The 25,008-nt window shown below is 60.3% G+C and carries 21 protein-coding genes; 11 read left to right on the top strand and 10 right to left on the bottom strand.

Annotated elements, in window-relative coordinates:
- Positions 1–60: 60 nt before the first annotated feature.
- From JQS30_RS09880 to JQS30_RS09865, 4 genes are all read right to left on the bottom strand, one after another.
- Positions 61–1,545: an alanine/glycine:cation symporter family protein gene (locus JQS30_RS09880; RefSeq protein ID WP_213170120.1), complete on the bottom strand. Its 1,485-nt coding sequence runs from the start codon at positions 1,543–1,545 to the stop codon at positions 61–63.
- Between the two features lie 155 nt (positions 1,546–1,700).
- Positions 1,701–2,918 (bottom strand): hypothetical protein, encoded by a 1,218-nt coding sequence (locus JQS30_RS09875; RefSeq protein ID WP_213170119.1) that lies wholly within the window; start codon positions 2,916–2,918, stop codon positions 1,701–1,703.
- 10 nt (positions 2,919–2,928) lie between these two features.
- Positions 2,929–3,600 (bottom strand): hypothetical protein, encoded by a 672-nt coding sequence (locus tag JQS30_RS09870; RefSeq protein ID WP_213170118.1) that lies wholly within the window; start codon positions 3,598–3,600, stop codon positions 2,929–2,931.
- A complete protein-coding gene (locus tag JQS30_RS09865; RefSeq protein WP_213170117.1) occupies positions 3,600–4,817 on the bottom strand; it encodes a WXG100 family type VII secretion target in 1,218 nt (405 codons plus the stop codon). Before JQS30_RS09865 ends, JQS30_RS09870 begins: the two co-directional genes overlap by 1 nt.
- A gap of 237 nt (positions 4,818–5,054) precedes the next feature.
- Here JQS30_RS09865 and argC point away from each other — a divergent pair, with 237 nt between their 5' ends.
- The 8 genes from argC to argH all read left to right on the top strand — a co-directional run bounded on the left by argC (position 5,055) and on the right by argH (position 13,793).
- Positions 5,055–6,029, top strand: coding sequence for an N-acetyl-gamma-glutamyl-phosphate reductase (argC, locus tag JQS30_RS09860; RefSeq protein ID WP_213170116.1), 975 nt, complete (start codon positions 5,055–5,057; stop codon positions 6,027–6,029).
- Positions 6,026–7,177 carry a bifunctional glutamate N-acetyltransferase/amino-acid acetyltransferase ArgJ gene (argJ, locus tag JQS30_RS09855; RefSeq protein ID WP_213170115.1) on the top strand — a complete coding sequence of 384 codons (1,152 nt, stop codon included), beginning with the start codon at positions 6,026–6,028 and terminating at the stop codon, positions 7,175–7,177. The genes argC and argJ overlap by 4 nt, the downstream gene beginning before the upstream one ends.
- Positions 7,178–7,203: 26 nt before the next feature.
- The gene (argB, locus tag JQS30_RS09850; protein WP_246497850.1) at positions 7,204–8,031 is read left to right on the top strand and encodes an acetylglutamate kinase; all 828 of its coding nucleotides are present in this window, start codon (positions 7,204–7,206) and stop codon (positions 8,029–8,031) included.
- Positions 8,028–9,293, top strand: a complete 1,266-nt coding sequence (locus JQS30_RS09845) for an acetylornithine transaminase (RefSeq protein ID WP_213170113.1) — start codon at positions 8,028–8,030, stop codon at positions 9,291–9,293. The genes argB and JQS30_RS09845 overlap by 4 nt, the downstream gene beginning before the upstream one ends.
- A 71-nt stretch (positions 9,294–9,364) precedes the next feature.
- Positions 9,365–10,300 carry an ornithine carbamoyltransferase gene (argF, locus tag JQS30_RS09840; protein ID WP_213173034.1) on the top strand — a complete coding sequence of 312 codons (936 nt, stop codon included), beginning with the start codon at positions 9,365–9,367 and terminating at the stop codon, positions 10,298–10,300.
- Positions 10,297–10,815, top strand: coding sequence for an arginine repressor (locus JQS30_RS09835; protein WP_213170112.1), 519 nt, complete (start codon positions 10,297–10,299; stop codon positions 10,813–10,815). Before argF ends, JQS30_RS09835 begins: the two co-directional genes overlap by 4 nt.
- A 6-nt stretch (positions 10,816–10,821) precedes the next feature.
- Positions 10,822–12,033: an argininosuccinate synthase gene (locus tag JQS30_RS09830; protein WP_213170111.1), complete on the top strand. Its 1,212-nt coding sequence runs from the start codon at positions 10,822–10,824 to the stop codon at positions 12,031–12,033.
- A gap of 380 nt (positions 12,034–12,413) precedes the next feature.
- Positions 12,414–13,793: an argininosuccinate lyase gene (gene argH, locus JQS30_RS09825; protein WP_213170110.1), complete on the top strand. Its 1,380-nt coding sequence runs from the start codon at positions 12,414–12,416 to the stop codon at positions 13,791–13,793.
- Between the two features lie 1,099 nt (positions 13,794–14,892).
- On the opposite strand, the gene JQS30_RS09820 is transcribed toward argH, so the two are convergent.
- Together JQS30_RS09820 and JQS30_RS09815 are read right to left on the bottom strand one after the other, a co-directional pair.
- The gene (locus JQS30_RS09820) at positions 14,893–15,564 is read right to left on the bottom strand and encodes a response regulator (protein WP_213170109.1); all 672 of its coding nucleotides are present in this window, start codon (positions 15,562–15,564) and stop codon (positions 14,893–14,895) included.
- Positions 15,561–16,709, bottom strand: a complete 1,149-nt coding sequence (locus JQS30_RS09815; RefSeq protein WP_213170108.1) for a sensor histidine kinase — start codon at positions 16,707–16,709, stop codon at positions 15,561–15,563. Before JQS30_RS09815 ends, JQS30_RS09820 begins: the two co-directional genes overlap by 4 nt.
- 210 nt (positions 16,710–16,919) lie before the next feature.
- Here JQS30_RS09815 and JQS30_RS09810 point away from each other — a divergent pair, with 210 nt between their 5' ends.
- The 3 genes from JQS30_RS09810 to JQS30_RS09800 all read left to right on the top strand — a co-directional run bounded on the left by JQS30_RS09810 (position 16,920) and on the right by JQS30_RS09800 (position 19,448).
- Positions 16,920–17,966 (top strand): carboxymuconolactone decarboxylase family protein, encoded by a 1,047-nt coding sequence (locus tag JQS30_RS09810; RefSeq protein WP_213170107.1) that lies wholly within the window; start codon positions 16,920–16,922, stop codon positions 17,964–17,966.
- Positions 17,959–18,387, top strand: a complete 429-nt coding sequence (locus tag JQS30_RS09805; protein ID WP_213170106.1) for a DUF6220 domain-containing protein — start codon at positions 17,959–17,961, stop codon at positions 18,385–18,387. The genes JQS30_RS09810 and JQS30_RS09805 overlap by 8 nt, the downstream gene beginning before the upstream one ends.
- Positions 18,388–18,923: 536 nt before the next feature.
- The gene (locus JQS30_RS09800; RefSeq protein ID WP_213170105.1) at positions 18,924–19,448 is read left to right on the top strand and encodes a GNAT family N-acetyltransferase; all 525 of its coding nucleotides are present in this window, start codon (positions 18,924–18,926) and stop codon (positions 19,446–19,448) included.
- Between the two features lie 335 nt (positions 19,449–19,783).
- Here JQS30_RS09800 and JQS30_RS09795 read toward each other — a convergent pair whose 3' ends face one another.
- The 4 genes from JQS30_RS09795 to JQS30_RS09780 form a co-directional block, all read right to left on the bottom strand.
- Positions 19,784–20,428 carry a class I SAM-dependent methyltransferase gene (locus JQS30_RS09795; RefSeq protein ID WP_213170104.1) on the bottom strand — a complete coding sequence of 215 codons (645 nt, stop codon included), beginning with the start codon at positions 20,426–20,428 and terminating at the stop codon, positions 19,784–19,786.
- A 288-nt stretch (positions 20,429–20,716) separates the two neighbouring features.
- Positions 20,717–22,918 carry an MMPL family transporter gene (locus JQS30_RS09790; RefSeq protein WP_213170103.1) on the bottom strand — a complete coding sequence of 734 codons (2,202 nt, stop codon included), beginning with the start codon at positions 22,916–22,918 and terminating at the stop codon, positions 20,717–20,719.
- 229 nt (positions 22,919–23,147) lie between these two features.
- On the bottom strand, positions 23,148–23,816 hold the full coding sequence (locus JQS30_RS09785) for a response regulator transcription factor (RefSeq protein ID WP_213170102.1): 669 nt from the start codon (positions 23,814–23,816) through the stop codon (positions 23,148–23,150).
- Positions 23,813–24,985, bottom strand: coding sequence for a sensor histidine kinase (locus JQS30_RS09780; protein WP_213170101.1), 1,173 nt, complete (start codon positions 24,983–24,985; stop codon positions 23,813–23,815). Before JQS30_RS09780 ends, JQS30_RS09785 begins: the two co-directional genes overlap by 4 nt.
- Positions 24,986–25,008 lie beyond the last annotated feature (23 nt).

Genomic DNA, 25,008 nt, shown 5'->3' with positions numbered 1-25,008 from the left:
ACCCCTTCTGCCTGTTGTGCAAGACCCGTGGGCCTAAAACACTCGAAGTGGCGGAACGTCCTATGGCTTCACGGCAGAATCGGTGGCCGACTCGTTTGTCGATGCGTCGGGACGTTCACTTTCGGGCTCCCAACATTCCACGCCCTTGAGGCCAGGGATGCGGTCGCGTGTGAACACGGGGTCGATTCCGAGTTTTGTCTGCTCCTCGTAGTCTTTCAGCAGCTTGAAGACAATTCCGCTCAGCGGAATCAGCGCCAAGAGGTTCACGGCTGCCATGACGCCCATGGTGACGTCCGCGAACGCCCACACCAGGTCGAGGGTGGCGATACCACCGATGAACGCGACCACCAAGATGCCCGAGCGGAATGCGGTGAACGCGAATCGGTTGCTGGTGATGAATCGCAGATTCGATTCACCGTAGTAGTAGTTACCCAGGCACGAAGTGAACGTCAAGAACAGCAGCACGACGGTCAGGACATGGATTGACCAGGCGCCCAGGGACTCACCGATGGCCATCTGCACCAGGTCGCCAGCGATCTCCTCGTCTCCGAGCGTGGGGTTGGAGACCAGGACGATGAAGGCGGTGATGGAGCAGATGAGTAGGGTGTCGAAGTACACGCCGAAGCTTTGCGTCAGTCCTTGCTTCACCGGGTGGCTCACCGAGGCGGTGGCCGCGGCGTTGGGAACCGAACCCATACCCGCCTCGTTGGAGAACATGCCGCGCTGGACACCGACGATGATGGCGGTACCTATGGTGGCTCCGGCGACCTCGCGTAGACCGAAGGCTGACCCAAAGATGTTACTGACGACGCCGGGGATCTGGTCGATGTTCATTGCGATGATCGCAATACCGATGACCAGGTAGATCGCCGCCATGAGTGGCACTGCGGTCTGGGCGACGTTGGCGATGCGGCGTACCCCGCCGAAGATGACGGCGGCGATCATAGTCACCAAGATCAGGGTGATGATGACCGAGCTGGCGTTGGTGTTGGTTCCTCCGGCTGCCTCAAGGGAGTTGTTGACAGCTCCGGTGAAGGTGTTCGATTGCACCATCATGAAGGTGAACGGGAATGTGAAAATGAGGATGGCCGCGAAGAGCATTCCCATCCAGCGCTTGCCCAACCCACGTTCCATGTAATAGGCCGGTCCACCTACGTAACTGGTCTTCTCTCGGATCTTGTACAGCTGTCCGAGGGTTGATTCGGCGAATGCGGCTCCAGCGACGATGATCGCCATGACCCACATCCAGAACACCGCGCCGGGGCCTCCAGCGCTGATGGCTACCGATACACCGACGACGTTGCCAGTGCCGACACGGGCGGCGGCCGAGATGGAGAACGCCTGGAAGGCGGAGATCCCCTTTTTACCGTCGGAGGCTTGGCCCGGTGTTTCGCTAATGGTGCGAAACATGTGTGGAATCAACCGAAACTGCACTCCCAATGATCTGAGCGTGAAGTACAAACTGACGGCGACAAGCAGTGGAATGACGAAGTACTTCCAGTACATGTCGTTGCCGCTGCCGAGGGTTTCGAGAAAGTCTTCCAACGTGGGCTCCTTGATCGCGTGGTGGGGTGTGGAGGCGAAACGAAAGTAGGGGTGAGGCTATCAGTGACTTTTGTCGATATGTCAAGTTGTGTCAAAGGGGTGAAATCGTCCATACCGGTAACGACGATGAGTTGGAGGTGTTGCTGGGCCTGGAGTCAGGTCGACGTGGTGGTGAGGGATGCGATGTCCCTGAGGGCCCCATGCACCGATAGCTGGGGGCGGGAGAAACTCACGCTCGATGAGCGGGCGTCGAGCATGGTATGGACGGTCGCGTTGGCGAACACTTCCCTTTGTGCCCCGTGGCCTAGCTCGAATTCGTACGATTCGTCTTCCACCTGGTCGTCGGGGACGCAGCCGAGCCCGATCCCGGGTGGTACGCCGTCTACGACGACACGGACTGTGTGTTTACCGGCGGGGAGTGGATACCACCAGGTTCCCCAGGTGGCTGGTTGACGTTGACCATTGATGAACACGCTGGGTGCGGCCAGCGGGTACATGGCCAGATGGGCGTTTCCCGCCGCGTTATTGGGCTTGGGGTAGCGAATTCTGGTCGCTCGGAGTCGCAAGATCAATCCGCTGCCGTGGACGCTAGAGGAGGGGCGGTTCACCGTTGCTTTGCCGATGGCCGCAGGTAGGTGGTCGCCGGTTTGACCCCATGGATAGGGGTAACTGGGCCGACCGATGCGACGCAGATGGTTGGCGGTGTCCTCTTCCCACTGACGTCGAAACCGGGATCGGCGCGGCATATATGCCAGTAGCGGAAGGTAGATGGCCGCAATTGCGCTCCACATCAGCAACGCTTCGCGGCCGCTGACGAGAATGGCGACGATGAACAACGGCAGGGCCGCTATCAGGCCGAGTATGTAGAGGGATTTCATCTGATAGCGGGGCCCGGGAATGGGTCGGTATTGACCGGGCCGATGCCCGAATTCGGCGGTGAGGCCGTCCTCCGATTCGAAGTATTCGATCTCCTCGGTGGTTTGCGCGCCGATGGTGACTATGACCGGCTCGCTGGTGTAGTTCGATTGCACTTCGACACAGTGGTGGCCGGGAGGCAGGGCGATTCGGGTGCGGCCGCGACCGATTGATACGGGCCTCCCATCGACCAACAGCAAGGGAATCGAGACCCGGGAGCGTACTTCTACGGCCAGTACGCCGAACCCATCGGGCATCCCCGCGATCGGTGGTGGCCGGGTGTCGACGTTAGCGGTGGGCTTCAGTTGGAGCCACCGGTACATGTCAGGTGGGTCGACCTCGACTGTTCCGTCGTCGACCAAAGATCGTGCCGGGTGGCCATCGATCTCCAGTTGCGCCGAGCGTTGTCGCACCGCAGGAGGATCAGTTAGGTGATAGGTCCAGTGGTTCACAGTCATGGAGGCGTCCTCAATAGGTAGGCCAGTCACGAACGCGGCGAATGTGGGAGTGGTGGGGGAAGTGTAGAGAACCCAGCACAATGCCCCAGGCTCCCACGAGGAAAATTGGGGCGATGGCCCACCACGATGATGCGGCCTGGAGCCTCTGAGCGGGAATCACCCAGGTGCCGTTGCTCGCCAGTGTCGCCTCCGATGAGGTGGACATCGACTCGAGACTGTGCACCGTTACTGTCTGGTCGTTTTGAATCTCGGGGTCTTCCCAATCCACTGATACAGAGCACGCATAGGCCCCGGAGGTCCAGTACCACGGTTTGGCGCATTGATGCACGTCGAGGACTTCACCGATGGTGACATCGTCTTGCGCTGGTGGGGCCAGGGTGAGAAACATGAGAGCTGCTGTCAGCCATGCTCCCAACAGTGAGAAGACGCTGAAGTAGACGACGATGGCCGGTCCCGCCCGTCGGGTAAACCGCCGGTTGGCCTCATAGCCGCGCCGCATCCATATTTTGCGGGTTTCCCACTTATAGGCAGGCAAGACATAGTCGGGGTTTGCCTGTGCCCATTCTTCGTCGGCCCGGACCCGGCGCCGCATCGCGATCCAGGCACAGAGCAGGGAGACCACGGAGAGGAGCGCTAGAAGGGCGGAGAGGGTGACGTAGGGAGACATTGATAGCTGGGGCATCAACGCTCGCTGACGCTGATCTCTTCGTCGTAGTCATCGAACACTTGCGTGATCGTGTCTTCGACGCTCTGCCAGGCTTCGGCTTGGTGGTCGAGAGTGGAACTACAGACTTCTAGGGCGCTTGCCGAGGTTTTGATGAGCTGGCGATAGGCGTTGGAGGCCGCGAAGTAGCCCGCCGCCCACGGAATTCCCACGACTCCCCAAGTTATGTCGGAGGTACCGGCGTCATTGGAGCGGCTGACGATGCCATCGACCTCGCCGGCAAGATGGTTGACATCAGCGGATGCCTGGCGCAGCCCCTCCGGGTTAATCAGAATGGACAGGGCTCCGCCGCCGCTGCCGGTGCCTTGGGGAGAGCTCACTGAGGACTCTCCGGTGGCCGACTCGGGCAAGACCGTGAGCACGGTGTCCTTGATGGTGCTGTTGGTGATCTTGAACAGTGTCTTATTGAGGTTCTCGCCGAACATTTTCGTGACCTCCTCTTGTACCGCGCCGCCAAGGTTTTCCATGAGTGACTGCGTGGCATCGTACTTTCCGCCAGCTTTGATATAGGTGTTGGCGCTTTGTACCTTGGCCCAGGCCAGGAACTTGCCCAGCGACCCACCTAGGGTGATCTTTGCGGTGGCCAGAGCGACCAGGCCGGAGATGATGAGGTGTTTGACTAGCTGAGATAGCAGCATCTTGATGATTTCATAGGCGAGCGTGGCGATGCATTGGGCGATGGTGAGGAGCATTTTCACACCGAACCCAAGGACCGTCAGGCCCGAAAGGCAGGTTCCGGCCACGCCTAGGGCCCCTCGCGCGACCAGGACGTCCAGGCTATAGGTGTCGCCGAGGTTGGACTCACCAGCTTCGACCACGTATGAGCCCGCCTCCTGCAAGGAGGCCCCGACGTCGTCCCAGACTCGCGCCGCGTCGGCCATCGAGCCGGGGTCACCGGTAACGAGGTGGATGAGGTCTTGGATCGGCTGTACGAAGGCCAGCAGCATGTCGACGCCTAGGCCGGCGAGGTTGCCGATGGGGTCGGTGAGCCATCCGCCCAGACTTTTCACTTCCGAATACAGGGCCCAACCACTGGTGGCCGCGTCGGCTGCGGCGGCGGTGAGCTGGGCGGGGTCGCCCCATGCGTCGTAGACGCTGTTTCCCGCGCTCCAGACGTGCTTGACGACGGGGGTGTTTGCTGCGGCGGTGCCGAGATGGTCGAGGGCCTCACTCATATGTCCGATGCCTTTCGGGCAGCTGCGTTTGCGTTTCCGAGGGGGATGGGCGTACGCGGAAGTGGACCGGGCGTTGAGGGCCCCTTCGGGCACGACCCATCGTCATGGTTACCAACACCATAGTTTTTGCGTGCAACAGGCTGGGAATTGCCGTTGCTTCGGCGCGGGGGCTGTATTAGAATCTGACCTAGCGCATAATTACTCAATATTCTGACTATTTATTCGGGAGGTTGCCACGTGGGATACCGCGTCGCTGTCGCAGGTGCATCAGGCTATGCAGGGGGAGAAGTCCTCCGCCTGATCGCCAGCCACCCGGAACTCCAGCTCGCGGCCGCCACGGCGCACAGCCACGCCGGAGCCGCCATCACGTCTGTCCACCCCCACCTTGCCACCTACGCCGGCCACTACTTCGCCAGCACCACCCCAGAAAACCTCAGTGACGCCGATGTGGTCGTCCTGACCCTCCCGCACGGAGAATCCACCCATCTCGTTGGCAAACTCAGCCCCGAAATCAAGGTCATCGACCTCGGTTCCGACCATCGGATCGACCCCGACTGGACCTATGGATTGCCCGAGCTGCCCGGACATCGCGCCGACATCTCCACTGCCACGCGAGTCGCCGCCACCGGCTGCTACGCCGTCTCCGTCATCGTCGCGCTACGGCCGCTGCTGGACGCGGGCCTAGTCGAGCCCGACGACGTTGTCGTCGTGGCCGCCTCCGGCACCTCCGGTGCCGGGCGGACCCCGGCCGCGCGGCTACTGGCCTCCGAAGTCTCCGGTGCCGTCAGCCCCTACAAAGTTGGCTGCCACCAGCACGTTCCAGAGATAAAAGCCGCCACCGGCGCCAGGAGCGTGTCGATGACTCCACTACTGGCACCCATGCCACGCGGCATCCTGGCCACCGTCACCGCCAAGCCGACCAGAGACGACATCAGCGCCGCCGACGTGCAGTCAGTCCTGGCCCAGGCCTACGACGACCAGACATTTGTCCGGCTGCTGCCCGAAGGGCTCTGGCCGCACACCGGTGCAACCCTCGGCTCCAACGCAGTCCAGCTCCAAGCCACCCTCGACGCCGACTCCGGTCGCGTCATCGTCTGTAGCGCCATCGACAACCTCGGCAAGGGCGCGGCCAGCCAGATCATCCAATGCGCCAACCTCATGCTTGGACTCGACGAAGCGACCGGCCTAGCCGTGAATGGAGTCGCCCCATGACCGTCACCAAAGCCCTTGGATTTCGCTCAGCGGGAATAGCCGCAGGGATCAAAGACAACGATGCCCTTGACCTAGCGCTGGTCGTCAACGACGGCCCGCAATACGTCGCCGCTGGCCGGTTCACCTCCAATCGGGTGCAAGCCGCGCCCGTCATGTGGAGCCGCCAAGTGCTCGCTGCCGCAAAGGTGCGCGCCGTCGTGCTCAACTCCGGCGGTGCCAACGCCTGCACCGGCCCCGAGGGTTTCGCCGACACTCATCGCACCGCCGAAAGCGTCGCCGCCAACCTTTCGTGCTCCGCCGCCGAGGTGGCCGTATGCTCCACCGGGCTAATCGGAGAGAGGCTACCGATAGAGGCCCTTCTGAACGCCATACCCGAGGCCGTCAGCATGCTAGGCACAGACGATGACAGAGCAGCCGCGCAAGCGATCATGACGACCGATTCGGTTCCCAAACACACCAGCCGCACCACCTCCGGATGGACCATCGGCGGCATGGCCAAAGGGGCCGGAATGCTGGCCCCCGGCCTGGCCACGATGCTCGTCGTCATCACCACCGATGCCCTCATCGACTCCGCCATCGCAGAGGAAGCCCTCGGACACGCCTGCCGCCACACCTTCGACCGGCTCGACTCCGACGGATCCATGTCCACCAACGACACGGTACTTCTCTTGGCCTCCGGAGCCGCGGGAATCGAGGTTGATGTCGAAACCTTCACGAGCGAACTCACCGCCGTATGCCACGACCTAGGCATGCAGATGCTCGCCGACGCCGAAGGTTCCACCAAGGACATCGCCATCACCGTCACCGGGGCCGCCAGCGAAGACGACGCGGTCGAAGTCGCCCGCTGCGTCGCCCGCGACAACCTCGTGAAGACGGCGCTATATGGAAGTGACCCCAACTGGGGGCGCATCGTCGCCGCCATCGGCACCAGCCAGGCGAAGTTCGAACCCGATCGCATCGACGTGACCATCAACGGTGTCCAGATTTGCCGCAACACAGCGGCCGCGGCAAACCGGAGCCTCGTTGACCTCACCTCGCGAGCTGTCGACATCACGATCGAGCTCAACGCGGGCGACGACTGCGCCACCGTATGGACCAACGACCTCTCACACGCCTACGTCGAAGAGAACTCGGCCTACTCCTCATGAACCACAACGAACCTGAGACCCAAAACGTGACCACCAGCACTGCCGTCATCAAATATGGCGGCAACGCCATGACCAGTCTGGCACTGCAACAGCAATTTGCCGCCAACCTGCTCTGCCTGAGCGAACACGGAATTCAACCCATCGTCGTCCACGGAGGAGGCCCGCAAATCTCGGCGATGCTCGACCGGTTCGGCATCGAGTCCGAATTCAAAGGCGGCCTGCGAGTCACCACACCGGACATGATCGACATCGTCCGAATGGTGCTGCATGGACAAGTCAATCGGGAACTCGTCGGACACATCAATCAACTCCAACCAGTCGCCGTCGGCCTGTCAGGAGAAGACGCCGGGCTCCTCACCGCAGTCAAACGCTACGCCGACATAGACGGGCAACCCGTCGACATCGGTCGGGTAGGTGACGCAGGATCGGTCAACCCCTCGATCCTGCGCGACCTGCTCACCAGTGGCCGCATTCCCGTCGTCTCGACCCTGGCTCCCGACGCCGGTGGCGCCGTCCACAACCTCAACGCCGACACCGCTGCCGCGGCGATCGCCGCGGCAATCAAGGCCGACAAATTCATCGTCCTCACCGACGTGACGGGCCTGTACTCCAACTGGCCTGAGACCGACAGCCTCATCCCAAACCTTGACACCGAAGCCCTCAAAGGGATGTTGGCGCACCTATCTGCCGGAATGGTCCCCAAAGCCGAAGGCTGCCTGCGGGCAGTCGAAGCCGGAGTCGGCACCGCGCACATTATCGACGGACGAGACAGCAGCGCCCTGCTGCGCGCTGCGCTGGCAGAGGGAACGCCCGTGGGCACCACCGTCACCCCCGCTCCAGGAGGCAACTCATGAGCTACACATCCGCGGCCCTCAGTGGTGAGGGTATTGGCAACCAATGGCATCAGCGGCAATCCACGGCGCTCATGGGGAACTATGGACACCCACGCCTGACTCTAGAGTCCGGTCATGGGCGCTATGTCACTGATGTTCACGGCAAGAGTTACCTGGACATGATCGGCGGAATCGCCGTGTCCGCGCTCGGACACAACCACCCCGCCATCACCGCGGCCGTGTGCGACCAAGTACGCCACCTGGCACACACGTCTAACCTTTACGCGCACCCCACAGGGATACGGTTGGCCGAGCAACTATTGGACATCGCAGGTGTTGTGGGCAAAGTCTTCTTGTGTAACTCGGGCACCGAAGCCAACGAGGCCGCACTCAAAATTGCCCTCCTCGCCGGTGCCAGTGATAACAGGCGGCGCATCGTCGCGGCCGAGAGCGGTTTCCACGGCCGGACCCTGGGAGCACTCGCTCTCACCGGGAAAAGCGACATTCGCCAGCCGTTCGCGCCTTTTGGCATCGAGGTCACGTTCGTGCCCTATGGAGACGCCGCAGCGCTCAAAGAGGCGCTGGGCGAGGATGTCGCCGCCGTCTTTTTGGAACCGACGCAAGGCGAAGCTGGCGTGGTCGTGCCGCCCAAGGGGTATCTGGCCGAGGCTCGGACCGCATGTACCAAGGCTGGCGCCGCGCTGGTATGCGACGAGATCCAATCCGGTATTGGCCGCACCGGGCGCTGGTTTGCCCATCACAGCGACAAGATCACGCCCGACCTGATCACCGTCGCGAAAGGACTCGGCGGCGGGCTACCGATTGGCGCCTGCATCGGGGTCGGACCGTACGCAGATGTGCTGGTCAAAGGCTCTCACGGTTCCACCTTCGGAGGTAACCCGGTGGCATGCGCGGCCGCCCTCGCCGTCATCAACACCATCGCCCATGACGACTTGCTGAGTCATGTCACGGCGATGGGAGAGCATCTCCTCTCAGCCCTAAAGGGGCACCCCGCGGTAGCGGAAGTCCGAGGCCATGGGCTGTGGCGTGGCATTGGACTTCACACCACCAATGCCGCCGAAGTCTGCCAGAGGCTCGAAAAGCACGGAGTATTGGCCAATCCGGTTCGGCCCGACACCATCCGGATAGCCCCGCCGCTGACCATCACCCAGGCAGAAGTCGATTTGTTCTGCGCGGCGTTGGCCACCAGCCTTGCCGAAGCCACGAGCTCACAGGCCAGCCCCGCTGGCGGAAACCACCTCGCACAAGGAGCCTCCGAATGATCACCGACACTCCCCGCAACTCGCCGGAGATCCTCGCCCACGACCGGGCCGCTACAGGTGAGAATCTCATCATGGGCGCATCAGTTCCGCACGGTTCACAACCACGGCACTTCCTGAAAGACTCCGATATCTCCACCGCAGAGCAGGCTGAGATCCTCGCGCTCGCAGCCCAGATGAAGGCCCACCGGCACGAATTCCAGACGCTCAAAGACAAGTCTGTGGCGCTCGTGTTCGCCAAGGCATCAACCCGCACCCGGGTTTCTTTTCAAGTCGGCGTGACCGAATTGGGAGGAAACCCACTGGTCATTGACACGGCCAACACCCACCATGTGCGAGGCGAGACGCTCGCCGACACCGGAGCGGTGCTGTCGCGGTACGTCGACGCGATCGTGTTGCGCACAGGGGCCGACTCCGACATTGAGGAGCTGGCAAGCGTCTCCTCCGCGCCGGTGATCAACGCGCTAACCGACAATTGGCATCCCTGTCAGCTGCTGGCGGATTTGCAAACCATGATCGAGAACGGCCACAACCCGGCCCAATCATCCATTGCCTTCCTCGGCGACACCAGCCACAACATGGGGCGCTCCTATGTGGCCATCGCCGCTATGACCGGCTGTGAGTTGCGGTTGGCGTCGCCGAAGGCCTATCAGCCCGATGCGAACCTGATCTCATCGGCGCGCGCCGCAGGGGCGAAAATCCTCCTCACCGAAGATCCGGTCGAAGCCGTCACGGGCGCCGATGTCGTCACAACGGATACCTGGACGTCAATGACGCAGTCCGATGGCTCGCAACGCCGGGCTGACCTGGGTCGTTACCAGCTCAACACCGAACTGCTCCACAATGCCGACAACGAAGCGATTGTGTTGCACTGTCTACCTGCCCACCGCGGAGAGGAAATAACATCGGCGGTGCTTGATGGACCGGCCTCGCGGGTCCTCGATCAGGCGGAGAATCGACTGCATGCGCAAAAGGCGCTGTTGACTTGGCTAATAGGAGACAGACCATGACCGTACCGACCACGAAGGCTGCCCGGCAATCCCGCATTGTCGACATCATCGCCCGCCACGAGATTCGCTCGCAGGGAGAGCTGGCGGTGCTTCTGGCCGAACACGGAATCGAGACCACGCAAGCCACACTGTCGCGGGACTTGGAGGAACTGGGTGCGGTGAAGGTGCGCGGCACCGACGGAGGCGCAAGCGTGTACTCCATCTTCCCTGAAGGTGAACGCCCGCTGCGCGACGCGACGCAGGCCCCCGACCGGCTCTTGCGACTCATCCGGGAACTACTGGTCTCGGCTGACCATTCGGGCAACCTTGCCGTTCTGCGCACCCCGCCAGGAGCGGCCCAATACCTCGCCAGCGCGATCGACCGCTCTGGCATCTCTGAAGTCATCGGCTCCATTGCTGGAGACGACACGGTCGTTCTGGTGGCCCGGGAAGGGCTGCTCGGGGTGGAGCTGGCCGAACAAATGCTGCAGTGGGCTGGCAAGTCGCCAGGTCACCACAAGGAACTCAAGGAGTAGGAAACAATGAGCAAAGAACGGGTCGTGCTTGCGTACTCCGGAGGGCTGGACACCTCCGTTGCGATTCCATACCTGGCCGAGGAACTCAACGCCGAAGTGGTAGCCGTGGCGATCGACTTGGGCCAAGGTGGGGAGGACCTTGAGGTCGTACGCCAGCGGGCCGAGGGCTGCGGGGCAGTCGCTGCCGAAGTCGTCGATGCGCGGGAGGAATTCGCGGTTGACTATTGCTATCCGGCGGTGGCCGCCAACGCGCTCTATATGGACCGCTACCCGTTGGTCAGCGCACTTTCGCGGCCTCTGATCGTCAAGCACCTTGCCCAAGCCGCGATCAAACACTCGGCAACTGTTGTCAGCCATGGTTGCACGGGTAAGGGGAACGATCAGGTGCGGTTCGAGGCTGGTCTGGCCGCTTTGGCCCCGCATCTGTCTGTTGTGGCTCCGGCCCGTGACTTCGCTTGGACCCGGGATAAGGCCATCGCCTATGCGCAGAAACGTGACCTTCCGATCGACGTCACCACCAAGTCTCCGTACTCCATTGATCAGAACTTGTGGGGCCGGGCTGTCGAGACGGGATTCTTGGAAGATCTTGGCAATGCGCCGATTGAGGATATCTACTCCTACACCGCCGATCCGGCCCAGCCTCGCGATGGCGACACTGTGGTCATCAGTTTTGACGGTGGGCGGCCCGTCGCCCTCGATGGCGAAACGAAGACGGCGTTTGAACTAATCAGTGAGCTCAACTACCGGGCCGGGCAACAAGGCGTGGGCCGGATCGACATGGTCGAGGACCGTTTGGTCGGTATCAAGAGCCGTGAGGTTTACGAATCTCCCGCCGGGATCGCTCTCATCGCTGCGCACCAAGAGCTTGAGAACATCACGTTGGAACGTGAACAAGCCCGGTTTAAGCGTGGGGTCGACCAACGCTGGGGCGAAATGGTCTATGACGGCCTTTGGTTCTCACCGTTGAAAGACTCGCTTGAAGCGTTCATTGATCACACACAGAAGCATGTCACTGGGGACATCCGACTGCATTTGCACGCTGGTAAGGCGACGGTGACCGGTCGATGGTCCGATGCGAGCCTGTATGACTTCGATCTAGCCACCTATGATGAGGGCGATACGTTCGATCAGTCTCACGCCAAGGGATTCGTGGAGCTGTGGTCGATGCCCGCGAAGCTGGCCGCGGAACGAAACGAACGGGTCAAGAAGGGCGAGTGAATCTCGCATAGGCTTCCGGGCGTGAGAGGCGTCGCCGATCGGCGACGCCCGCACCCGTTGTTCTGGCGCGTTCTCCGGTCTTAACCCAAAGAACGTTCGGCGTCTTGCCGTGTGTTTGGCTGGAACTCTTAGCTGGTAGCCGTCGTAGCGCCTAGTTGCGGCGACCGTGCCAGGAAGCTCTTGTTCGTGTCGCAATTTGCACGTAGCGGCAGCCAAAATAGGCCAGGCCTACCGGCGCGGCGGACTCCAGGCCATCGGCTGATCTCCAATGCCCTCGCGGAACTGGCTCGCCACCGGGGGAGAGACCGTGAACGAAACCACATGGGTCCACCAACGGCCTTGTGCGCATCTGAAACATAAAAACGAAGGTAGACGAGGATATGACAAAACTATGGGGTGGCCGCTTTCAAGGCGGGCCAAGTGAAGCATTGGAAGCGCTCAACGCATCCATCGAATTCGACTGGCGCTTGGCTCCCTATGACCTCAAAGCCTCGGCTGCGCATGCCCGAGTTCTGTACCGCGCTGGTCTACTTAGCGAAGGCGAGCTGTCCCAGATACTTGGCGCCATCAATGAGCTGCATACCGAAGTCGCTGACGGAACATTCGTCGCCACCCTCGCCGACGAGGACGTCCACACCGCCCTTGAACGTGGCCTAGTCGAAAAACTCGGCGACGTAGGCGGCAAACTTCGAGCTGGTCGCAGTCGCAACGACCAAATTGCTACCGACCTGCGCCTTTACTGCCGCGATCAGGCGCAGGCCCTTCGTGCAAACCTCCTGGGACTGATCGCGGCCCTGGCCGATCAAGCCGAAGGACTTGCCAGCGCTCCGGCTCCCGGATTCACTCATCTCCAGCACGCCCAGCCCGTGACTCTTGGCCATCAGCTGCTAGCCCATGCCCAAGGGTTCCGCCGGGACGTGGATCGACTTGACGACTGGGACCGCCGTGCGGCTATCTGCCCGTTGGGCGCAGGTGCCCTCTCGGGTTCATCGTTGCCGCTGGACCCGCAAGCCGTAGCAGAGGAACTCGGGTTCACCACCGCTGCCGAGAATTCCATCGACGCGGTAGCAGATCGCGACTTCGCCGCTGAACTACTGTTCGTCTGTTCCATGATTGGCGTGCACTTGTCTCGGCTGGGGGAGGAGGTCATTTTCTGGGCCAGTCAGGAGTTCAGCTGGGTCGTAATCGACGATGCCTTTTCCACCGGTTCGTCGATCATGCCGCAGAAGAAAAACCCCGATGTGGCCGAGCTGGCTCGTGGGAAATCGGGCCGGCTGGTTGGCAACCTGCAATCGCTCCTCGTCACCCTCAAAGGATTGCCTTTTGCATACAACAAGGACCTGCAGGAAGATAAAGAGCCCGTCTTTGATTCATTGGACAACCTAGAATTGCTACTCCCGGCGGTGACAGGCATGGTCGCCACCATGCGTTTCAACACCGACCGAATCCGCACATCCGCTCCTACCGGGTTTGCGCTGGCTACGGAGGTTGCCGATTGGCTGGTCCGCAAGGGCATCCCATTCCGCAGCGCCCACGAGGTAGCTGGTGAAGTGGTCGCGCACTGCGAGAGTACCGGTCTTGAACTACATGAGGTGGCCGATGCTGATTTGCGGGCGATTTCTGAGCACCTTGATCCGTCGGTGCGCGAGGTTTTGGATGTCGAGGGTGCCTTGGCTGCTCGTTCTACGCATGGTGCGACAGGTCCGAAGTCTGTTGCGGTGCAGCTGGAGCGAATCAATGAGTATCTCAACCGTCAGTGAGCCTATTTCAACCTAGGGAGCTTGCTGTTTAGCGCTGTCTCGGTCCCCGCTTGTCTACCCAATGCTCTCCTTGCGGAGCGGCACTTTCGTGAACTACCAGGCTCGATCGCACCACACCTGTGGGATGCGAGTAGCCGAACCGGCTGGATAAAAATAGCTTGGTGAGCGTGTGGTCGGCTAGCCGATCGACCTAGCAAGGGACGTGGGTTTGCGCGGTCGGTGCACCAGGTAAGTGGGTGTGCCGTACCGACGATGCGCGAAGTATTACACCAACGAGTTCGATCTTTCTGGCCGTCTGTGGCCGTCTGTGCGCGTCGTGGATCGCTGAGGATCCAGGTAGTGCCCTCAGTCGGTGGCGACCTGCGTCCCCACTGCCACCGACACACGGGTTGCGGAGGCTTAGAGCTCCTATCAGGTTTCTCTTCCTACTGCGGTGGAGTGATGTCGCGCCTGGCCGCGTTGTCGGCCCTTGCCCATACCCGCTGGGTATGAACAAGGGCCTCCGCCTCGCCACACACTGACAGCACACCATCCTCGCCACGGAAACAAACCTGATAGGAGCTCTTAGGCAAGAGTCACCTGAGTCTTTCTCGTCGACTATTTACCAGTGCGAATGTCGCTACAGCCTTGAATCTCCACTCTTGGATTGGTCTGTAAGGTAGGGCGATACCGCGTTGTGGATTTGTAATTCCAGGTTCGTAAGAGTGCTTATAGCTGGGCCTCCACACGGCAAACGGAGTGTGGGTCCATTGGTAAGTGGGACAGCAAGCGACTGGCGCATCCGATGGTGGTGACTATTGTGTCGCCTTTCTGCTTTGCATCTGTGGCCGCTTTACTACAAGGCTTGTGGACTCAAGTGATGTTGTAGTGATTGCTTTTGCGAATGGCCAACCCTTAGAGCCCCTATCAGGTTTCTCTTCCTACTGCGGTGGAGTGATGTCGCGCCTGGCCGCGTTGTCGGCCCTTGCCCATACCCGCTGGGTATGAACAAGGGCCTCCGCCTCCCCACGCACTGACAGCACACCATCCTCGCCACGGAAACAAACCTGATAGGAGCTCTTAACTTGTCGACTATGCTCTCGGCGCAGCGACACTTTTGTCAATCCATTCTCTGAACCGACCGGGTGACGAGCCCAGTCTCATATGCGATGACGACCAGGTGAGCACGATCGCGGGCTCCCAATTTGTTCATGGCTCGATTGATGTGGGTCTTGGTGGTAGCTGGGCTGATTCTTAGTTGTTCGGTGATGTCGGAGTTGCTCAATCCTCGAGATAGCAGTGTCGCTACTTCCTTCTCCCTGGCGGTAAGTCGCTTTACTAGCTCGGTCTCGTGGCCAGCCAGCGGGCGGGTGACGTAGTCTTCGATGAGCTTGCGGGTGATGGTCGGGGACAACAATGTGTCCCCTTCGGCAGCGCAACGAATCGATCGTAGTAGTTCGGCGGGCTCCATGTCCTTCATCAAGTATCCTGCCGCCCCAGCTTTAAGTGCCTGGAATACGTAGTTGTCAAATGAGTAGTTGGTCAGCATGACGACTCGTACCGATGACAGGGACGCATCCGCTGCGATTTCGGCCATGGCCTCAATGCCGTTTACCTCAGGCATCTCAATATCCATGAGGACGAGGTCGGGCTGATGGATTCGCGCTTGCGCAACTGCTTCGTTGCCGTTGGCTGCCTCGGCCAGTACGGTCATGTCATCCTCGGCGTCGATAAGGGCCCGGAAGCCACCGCGCATCAAGACCTGGTCGTCCGCCAGTATTACCGTGATCATCGCGACGCCGCTACGGGAAGCCGTGCGTGGACGCGAAACCCACCAGACTCACTTGGGCCAGCTGTTAGCTCCCCACCCAGCGCCGACACCCGCTCCGACATTCCTGTTAGGCCGTTGCCCGGGGCTGTCGCGACTGAGGGCGAAATGTGCCCGTTGTCGGCTACCAAGACGTCGATGCCACGATCGGCATACGCAATGGAAATTTCGGCCTTGTTTCCCGTCGAATGCCGCGCCACATTAGTCAATGATTCTTGCACGATGCGATAGACAGTATGATCCACAGTAGATGGAATGTGAACTTTTTCGGATTCTGATTCGAGTTGCGGATCGACCCTGAGGTCTACAGCAAGCTCCGTTGACTGGGAACGGTTCACCAGATCTTCCAAGCGTGAGATTCCGTTCTGAATCTCCTCATCTCGTAGCATGCCAAGAGTTTGTCGAAGTTCACGATTGGCCTCCTGCGCAGCCTCGTATATCGCCAATGTCGAATCCGGTACTACCTCGCCTTTCTTACGCGCCAGGTGGACGGCCACACTGGAATGCACACGGATGACAGATATCGTGTGGACGAGCGAATCGTGCAGTTCCCTTGCGATACGCAGACGTTCTTCGCTTGCTTTGCGTAGGGCGGTCTCCTCCCTGCTGCGCTCCATCTGGGCCACTTTTTCCTGAGACTCGGTCATGGCCAGCCGGTAGAAGCGGAGGGCGACGCCCACCTTCAACGCAACCAGGAACCATCCGGCAAACACCATGAACTCGAGCAATTGAGTTTCGGTCACCGAGCCGCCACCATCCGGCAACCGCATCGCGACTACTGAGGCGAGTACTCCTCCGACCACAGCTGAGGACAACCAGTAGTGTCCTGCCCCTGCCACAGTCACGATTGACACCAACACGGCGACCACCGGCAAGTATCCGATGTCTGAGGTGAGGATGACGGCGACCGAGGCTCCGAATGTCACGAGCAGCACAGCGCGCGGCGAACGGCTCCGTAGCAGCAGGGCGAGGGGACCGATGAGGAGGAAGATCCAACCTAGGAGCCCCATCCGCTCGGCTATAGCCCCCTGTGCGATTGCCACCAGCACGCACACCAAGGCCAGGAAGGCATCGAGGCGAGTGCGTGACTGGAAGAACGTGCGAATCATGCATTAACTGTAGGTGAGCCTGATACTGGTGTCGTCAATCGCTGGGTTGATAATTTATCTACCGCGTTCGTAGTACAAAGCTCAAGATTTGCATCGGACGTAGGACTTAAAATTGCCCGCACTGGGTTGACGACTCTCAACTTGAAATCCTCCACCATTGAGCTCACCTTGAAACCACCGGGAAACCGGTAGCAGCGAAGGAGACTCAAGATGTCATCACCGTTCAAACTGGTCGCTCCGGTGAGAGAAGAAGACGCCACCGGTGCTGTGGCGGTTGTTTACAAGAACGCCAAACTTGAGCTGGGCACCCTCCCCCCTCCGCTCATGGCGCTATCCGCGGCTCCGGAACTATTGGCCTCCGCGTGGGCCGCACTACGAGAATCTCTCCTCGTCGGCGGCCGTCAGGAACGCATCACCAAGGAAGTCGTGGCCATCGCGATAGCGCGGGAGAGTGGATGCTCGTATTGCACGAGCGCTCACGGTTTCCTCCTTCACGCTGCGGGGGCCCACGAATTGGCCGAAGAACTCATGCAGGGGGAGATTCCCGGCAATAGGGACTACGCGGGAGTCGCGGTGTGGGCACGGTCGACATTCACCGGTGATGTCTGTGATCCCGCACGCGTCGAGGGGCCCTTTTCGCACGATGTCGCACCGCGAATCATCGGCACCGCCTTGTTCTTCCACTTCTTTACAAGAATGGTGCAGGCCCTGACAACCGACTCATTCGCACCGGCAGGCCAGGTCAATGCAGAAACCTTGAAATCCAAGGTGACGCCAACCTGGAAAAGACTCTTCGATCAAGAGCTGCAACCCGCACGCCGCTGCGAGCTCGAATCCCATATGCATAACTGGGCGGTGGACCTCGACATACCGAGGTGGTCTCAAGACGAACCGGTGGGAACCGCCTGGGCCAGGCTCAAAGCCACGGCCACTCAGGGCCGCGAACTAGTCAGTCACGATACCGCCCAGAAGCTGGAGACTTCTATCAGACAATTCCTCGATGATCCTCCGACTCGAGTCGACTGGATCGACCAAGAAATCGCGTCCCTGGAGAAAGAACACGAAGCGGCACGCCTGATTCTTCTGGCCGCGATCGAACCGTCACGAATCACCCCAGCAGACGTCGAAGCATGGCAAGGAACGACATACCTTGACCATTGCCTGGCCTTCCTCCTCTCCTACGGCGCGATCGCCGCAACTTCTCACATCGAAAATACGCTTGTGAACACCGCAGGCTCAGGTGCGTCTCATGCCTAGAGTCTTCGCAACGTCGGTCTATGCGCTTGGCTGGGGAGTACTGATCCAGTTCTTCCTGGCTGGCTATGCAGCGGCCCAATTTGACGTTCCCTTCGTCTCGTTCTCCGAACATCGGAATCTGGGACACATTCTGGTGGCGCTTTCCCTGATCAACCTGGTCCTCGCACTGCTCGCACGTGGTTCGAGGGGAACGCTTGGTATGGCTGCGGCGGTGTTTGCCCTCATGATGGTGCAAATGGCAATCGGCAGGTCGAACCTGGGGGACAACACCGTCACCCACGTCATGTTCGGAATCCATGCCATCAACGCACTTGTCATCATGCGGGTAAATATGCTCTTGGCCAAACGTGCGAAGCGGTTGATCGAGGACCGGGCTCATCGAAAGAGAACTAGCGAAGTGGAAGAGCCTGTGTCCATTTGAAGGAAATTCGGCGCACCACATGAGGGCTTTGGGGCTGGCTTGCAGCGTTAGCGGCCAGCCACCACGCTTCTTGCGGCTACCAAAGTCGGCATCTCTATGAATGCCATCTCCCACGCAGATTCTAAGAGAGCATGCATTAGCGATCTGGTTCGGAGCGTGCAATGTGTAGAGGTTGTCGTTGACCGACAGGTATCTCACCCTGCGTACAGGTCAGCAGGTCACGTCTGGGGCTATCTCCCTGTCAACGGCAAACCGGCCAATCACCATGGTGGAGCGTGCCAAGTAGTGAGGATTGGGTTCGGATCCACTGTGCTTTTCTCACATGGGGCAGGGCCCGCCCGAATCAAGAAACGGCGTTACCGTCTGTCCGCGACGGTGATAGGGGCAGTGCCCATAGTGGAAACACCAGCTAGTCTCAGAGCCAACTAGGGTGGCCCATCACGTGACTCTCATGCGGGCCATCGTCGTGGGGAGCAATGTGTACAGCTGCGCTACGAGGGCGAAAATTGCTGGACGTCCCGTGGGAGACTGGGCTTATGAAGATTCGCCGTGCCACTGTGGAAGATGCCGACGGGATAGCTCTAGCTCGAGTTCGAGGCTGGCAGCACGGGTACCGAGGGATTATGCCGCAGGTGTTCCTAGACAACTTGGCGACTGAGGCGTCTCCACGATTGCGGAATAGACTGGAGAACCCGGCTCCAAACACAGAAAATTATGTCGCTGAAACAGCGGACGGAGTGATCGTGGGCTGGGCCAACGTTGGGCCCTACCGCACGATCGAAGACCCGGCACAGCTTGATCCGGGGGAAGGTGGGGAACTATATGCCCTGTACTTGCACACTGAGTACTGGGGACGAGGCATAGCAGCGGAACTGCTCGATGTTGGGTTGACCTACCTGCGCCAAATACAGTTGCTGCCCTATCGGCTTTGGGTTCTTCGTGACAATGAACGAGCTCGGCGATTCTATGAAAAGCACGGCTTTACCTTCGACAAAACAGAGGCATCGTTTTCCATGCCAGATGGCACGGAACTGCCAGAAGTCCGTTACACGAGGGCTTAGAGCGCCCTGAGGTTAGTTCCGTGGAGGCTCCGATATCGACGTGCTGGTTAGGTGCGGGTACGCAGTAACGTATTCCATTGCCGACCTTAGAGCTCGTTTCACGTTGCCTGCATGAGGCGGCTGCAGCAGATAAGCGCGGCGAGTTCGGTGAAGCAGCGGTGGAGGCTGAGTCGGCGTTCCCAACGTACGGGGAGGTGTTTGACCAGGTGAAGGTGGCCGATGGCCTGTTCGACAACGCAGTGGGTCGTGCTTAGACCGATTGTCTTCGTCCAGCCTCGTTGCGGAATGATCGGCTTGATCCGTTTGGAGTGTAACCAGTCGTGGTAGACAGCTGGTCAGGACGAGCGGCGCGCGAAAAGAGATGCTTGCGGAACGTGGTCATCCGGGCTACACAGCCACTGGACTTCGATCTCAAACCCAGCCCCACACAGCCAGGAAGCCACCTGGTCAGGCTGCCGGCGGTGAACGTAGACCGTCATGGGGTGGCCTCCATAATGCTGCGTTTCCAGCTGTGTGGTGTCACCAACGTGAAACCCCAGCTGCAACGGTCCGCCCAGACGCAGTACCCGGCGGCAATGCGCAAAGACAGTCGGTGCCTCATCGTCGGGAATGTGGATCAACGGCCACCAGGCGAGCAGACCCGCCACCGATGCATCGCTCAGATGTAGGTCGGTCATCGAACCCACCTCGAAATGCAAGTCGGGGTGGTCATACCGGGCCACGGCGATCATCCCCGGAAAAAGGTCAATACCGAAGGCGTCGACACCGAGTCGGCGCAGGTGGGCGGTGACGTGTCCGGGGCCGCAGCCGAGGTCTGCCACTGGGCCCCCGCCAGCGGCTTTCACACGATCGGCGAACACTTCCAGAGCGGCGCGACGGTGAGGGTCCCCACCAATGGCATCGCGCGCTTGGTCGTTATAGCTGACAGCAACGGTGTCGTAGGAGGTTCGAGTATCGGCCAACCAATTGTCCGTGGTCATGTCTGATGCGATAATCCTCGATCACGTCCGCCTCGGCATCAACCCGAAGGGGTCGGTCACCAGAGTGCCAACCGTCCCAAACACCACCCAGATCCGCAACCGCACGATACGGTACCCCATCGCCATTCCCTTCCCCAGAGCTTGAAACGAGCACTTAGCTAGCGCCGCCAACTGGCCGTTGTTGGTGGCCAGGACGTCTTTGCCGTCCCGGGGCCATCACAGACGGCAACCCATGCACAAGAAACGTGGCCCCGGCCTTGGCCGGGACCACGCGGAAATCTTTACGAATCAGGTGCGGTGGTTTTGCGGAGTCGCACCTACCAGATCGGGTTCCTTCTGCTGCGGCGCAGGCTCGGGCTCAATGGTGACGTGTGGCAACGCGCGGTCCAGCCAGGTGGGTAGCCACCAGGCACGCTGACCGAGCAAACGCATGATTGCCGGCATGACCAGGCAACGAATGACAATGGCGTCTAGGAAGATGGCTATCGCAAGCCCCAGGCCGAATTGCTGCATCATGCGATCGGGCGACAGGATGAACGCGCCAAAGACGACCATCATGATCGCCGCAGCCGCGGTGATGACCCCAGCTGTTGTCGATAGACCCTTGCGAACGGCGGCTATCGCATTGCCGGAGCGCTTCCACTCCTCTTGCATTCGCGATACGAGGAATACCTCGTAGTCCATCGACAGGCCGAAGACGATCGCGAAGATCATGACCGGCACGAACGCCTCAATTGGGCCTTCTGCGGTATTGAACCACCCGTTTTGGAACACGAGCGTCACAATGCCCAATGCCGCACCAATAGTGAGCAAGTTCAGCGCTGCGGCCTTCACGGGGATCCAAATTGAGCGGAAGACGATCATCAATAGCAGTGTGGACACTCCCACGACCAGGGCCAAGAAATAGGGCATCTTATCGCTCATGACTTCGGCAAAATCAATCGCCGCGGCCGTAGATCCACCGACGAGATACTGAGCGTCGTTCGCTTCGCTCAGTTGCGCGAGAACATCCTCACGCAACTGGCGGACCAGATCTTCCGTCGCTTCCGCATGGGGACTGTCCACACTCACCACGGTTGAGAGCCACACGCCGTTGGCGACCTCGAAAGCGGGAGCCACAGCTTCAGTGCTATCCAGCGCCGCCATGCTGCGTTCGGCCTGCGCCGCGTCAGCCTCGGTACCGTTGGTGACGACTATGAGAGGTCCGGTGTAGCCAGGACCGAACCCTTCGGACAACATGTCGTGTGCCTGATAGGTGGTCATTGATTCATCATCGGCGCTAGCGTCGGCAAAACCCAATCGCATACCGAACACTGGAACCGTCAACAACCCCAACATGATGACCACCAGCAGCATGGCTGACCAGGGGCGGCGTTCAATCATTCCCGCCCATGCGTCCCAACGCTTGCCCGGCTCTGCCTTACCCAGCTGGCGGCGCTTTGCTTGCCGAGTGAGAATGCGACGTTCCAGCCTGCGGCCGAAAAGAGCCAGCAGGGAAGGCAACAACGTAACCGATGCCAACATCGTTACCGCTACGGTCAACATCACGCCAAGGGCCAGGGCTTGGATGCTGCTGATTCCAAGCGAATACAGACCCAACAGCGCCACGATCACGACACAACCGGCGAAGAGAACGGAACGTCCAGCCGTATTCAAGGCGATGTCACCGGCGATGTGCCGGGCGCGGCCACGCAGAATTTCGGAACGGTACCGGGCAAAAATCAAGAGGGCGTAGTCAATACCGACCCCAAGTCCGACCAACATCATCATCGGTACCAAATATGTGGGGAAGGTGAACACGTGCGACAGAAGTGTCATCACAGCCAACGCCGTACCGACGGCAAAAATGGCAGTGATCAGTGGAACCGACGCGGCCAGCAACGAGCCGAACATGAACACCAAGATGATGAGGGCGGCGAGCATTCCGAAGCCCTCGGCTTCCCCTCCGGCGGCTTCGAGTGAATTGGCAATAGGTTCCCCACCCATCGCGAACGCGACCTCTTCGTTGGTCGCGTCCTCAACGACGTCAACCAGGGCGCGTACTTCATCCTTGTCGATATCGAGCGGGGGCTTATCGAGAGTGAGCGTCGTGTACCCGATCGTCTCGTCGTCTGAAATGCTCCCGTGAAAGGTGTATGGATCGTCTACTCTCGCGACGCCGTCCATGCCTGACAATTCAGCGAGGACGCCTTCGACCTGTGCTTCGACCTGCGGGCTGGTGACGCCAGCAGCGGCGCCAAAGACGACTTGGATGGTTCCATCGGTCGCCTCCGGGGCGACCTCCTCCAATAGGTCTGCCAACTCCTGGGACTCGCTCCCAGGCAGGGTGTGCTCGTCGTAAAAGTCTCCGCCGATGGCTCCCATAGCGCCGACGGTCCCGACCAAGATCAACGCCCACATCAGCAGAGCGAGCAGTGGCCGACGGTTGGTCCAACTCGACAATCGGCTCAGGGCCGACGTTCCCGGTTTGGTTTCAGTTTCTTTGCTCATGCCAACAACATTCGCCCTATGGAGAGGGGCCGCGCATCAGTCTGTAGCTGGCATTGTGAGTGAGCCCGTGGGTGTAGTGACTCGGGTGTGGATACACCGGTGGGTGTAGGTGGCCTCTCAGCACCCAAACAAACGGAGCCTACGAGGCTGCTTCCAGATTAAGGACGCATCCCGGTCAAATGAGGCAGACCACATTGGCGCCCGGCTGGACCCAGGCTAGAAATCGACCTCAGCGCCCCGTGCCCGGCGTGATAAGTCCCGACTCATAGGCAATAACGACCAGCTGGGCCCGGTCTCGCGCTCGAAGCTTTGACAAGACCCGGCTGACGTGCGTCTTCGCAGTCGCGGGTGAGACGAACAATTCTCCGGCAATCTCGTCGTTCGAAAGACCCGCACCCACAAGCGTCAACACTTCAGTCTCCCGCCCTGTCAACGCGTTCAACGCCGGGTCACGCTGCCTTCGCTGTGACGTAGAGGAGACAAACTCGCTAATCAAACGGCGCGTGATCGACGGAGACATCAATGCTTCCCCGGCCGCCACCACCCGCACCGCATGTACGAGCTCATCGGGGTCGGTGTCCTTCACCAAGAACCCGCTGGCCCCCGCCCGCAACGCGGCATATATATAGTCATCAATATCAAAGGTCGTCAAGACGATAATCTTGGTCTGCGGACAGCGGTCGCCCCCCAAGATTTCCCTGGTCGCGTCAAGCCCGTTCAACTGCGGCATCCGAATATCCATCAGCACGACATCTGGCTGAAGTTGACGCGCCAATTCGACCGCTTGGTGCCCATCGGACGCCTGCGCCACCACCTCCATATCGTCCTCGTCGCCGAGGATCGAGGCAAAACCCGCCCGCACCAGCCTCTGGTCGTCAACCAGCAAAATTGAGATCATGTTCCCTCCACCGGAATGATCGCCCGCACCATGAACCCCCGGTCGGAGCGCCCGGACACGTCCCCAACGGACTGGGCACCTTGTCCAATGGGCTTCGCGACGAACGAACCGCCAAGAGCCTCAGCTCGCTCCCGCATACCGGCCAAGCCGCTACCTGGGCTACAGCTCCCGCCGATTCCGTCATCCTCCACCAACACCACCACCGACGAAGGACCCAAAGCGATAGACACCCATGCTGCGCTGGCACGGGCGTGGCGAGTCACATTCGTCAATGACTCCTGCACGATGCGGTACACCGCCACCTCCACCGCGCGAGGAAGCTGACGGTCCACCTCGTGCGCCAACGTCACCGCCAGGCCCGAATCACGGACAGACCCGACAAGCTCCTCCAGCCCATCCAAGCCAGGAAGTGGCTGCAATGGAGACTCACTGTCGACCGACCGCATGACTCGCACCGTCGACCGCAACTCCTTGAGCGCTTGCTGGCTTGTCTCACCGATGACCTCCAACGTATCCGCAGCCGAATACCCGGGATCTTTACGCGCCTTACGCAGCGCCGCCATCGCCTGCACCCGAATCAGCGACACATGGTGACCCACGGAATCATGCAAATCGCGAGCGATACGCAACCGCTCCTCCGAGACCATCCGTTTAGCCTCGCTCTCCATAGCGGCCTGCGACTGCGCTCGAAACGAGCGATAGTTGCCCACCAATCCACCCAAGGCCACGACCGCAATGAACCATCCCGCCATCAGAAGCAAACTCATGATGGAGACATTGACGAAGTCTCGCATCACTTGGCTGATGACGATGACAGCGAAGACCGCAGTACTGAGAAAAGCAGAGGCAGCTACCCGCCCAACTGAGGCGAGCGTGTAGAGCGCGACCACCACCGTCAAAAGCACGAAACCATCGAGGTCGCTAAGCGGGTAGTACAACAGCGTGCACACGACGGTAACGATGCTGACAGTCAATGGATAGCGCCGTCGAAAAAAGATCGCCAGACAAGCAATGGCCAGCACAATCCAGGCCAGCCACTCGAGGTCGCCCGCCTGGCGACGAGCGCTCAAGGCAAATAGCGGCAGAGGTACGACCACGAAGAACGCCACAGCCACTCCCACCAGGAAGTCAAAGAGCCGTTCAGAGTCCGAACCCCGTTGGATCACCATTTCTCCACTGTAGATGCTCGAGG

Source organism: Natronoglycomyces albus (assembly GCF_016925535.1).
Classification (GTDB): Bacteria; Actinomycetota; Actinomycetes; order Mycobacteriales; family Micromonosporaceae; genus Natronoglycomyces; species Natronoglycomyces albus.
The sequence above is the reverse complement of the archived record's forward strand: the minus strand, read 5'-3'. Positions and strand labels throughout refer to the sequence as shown.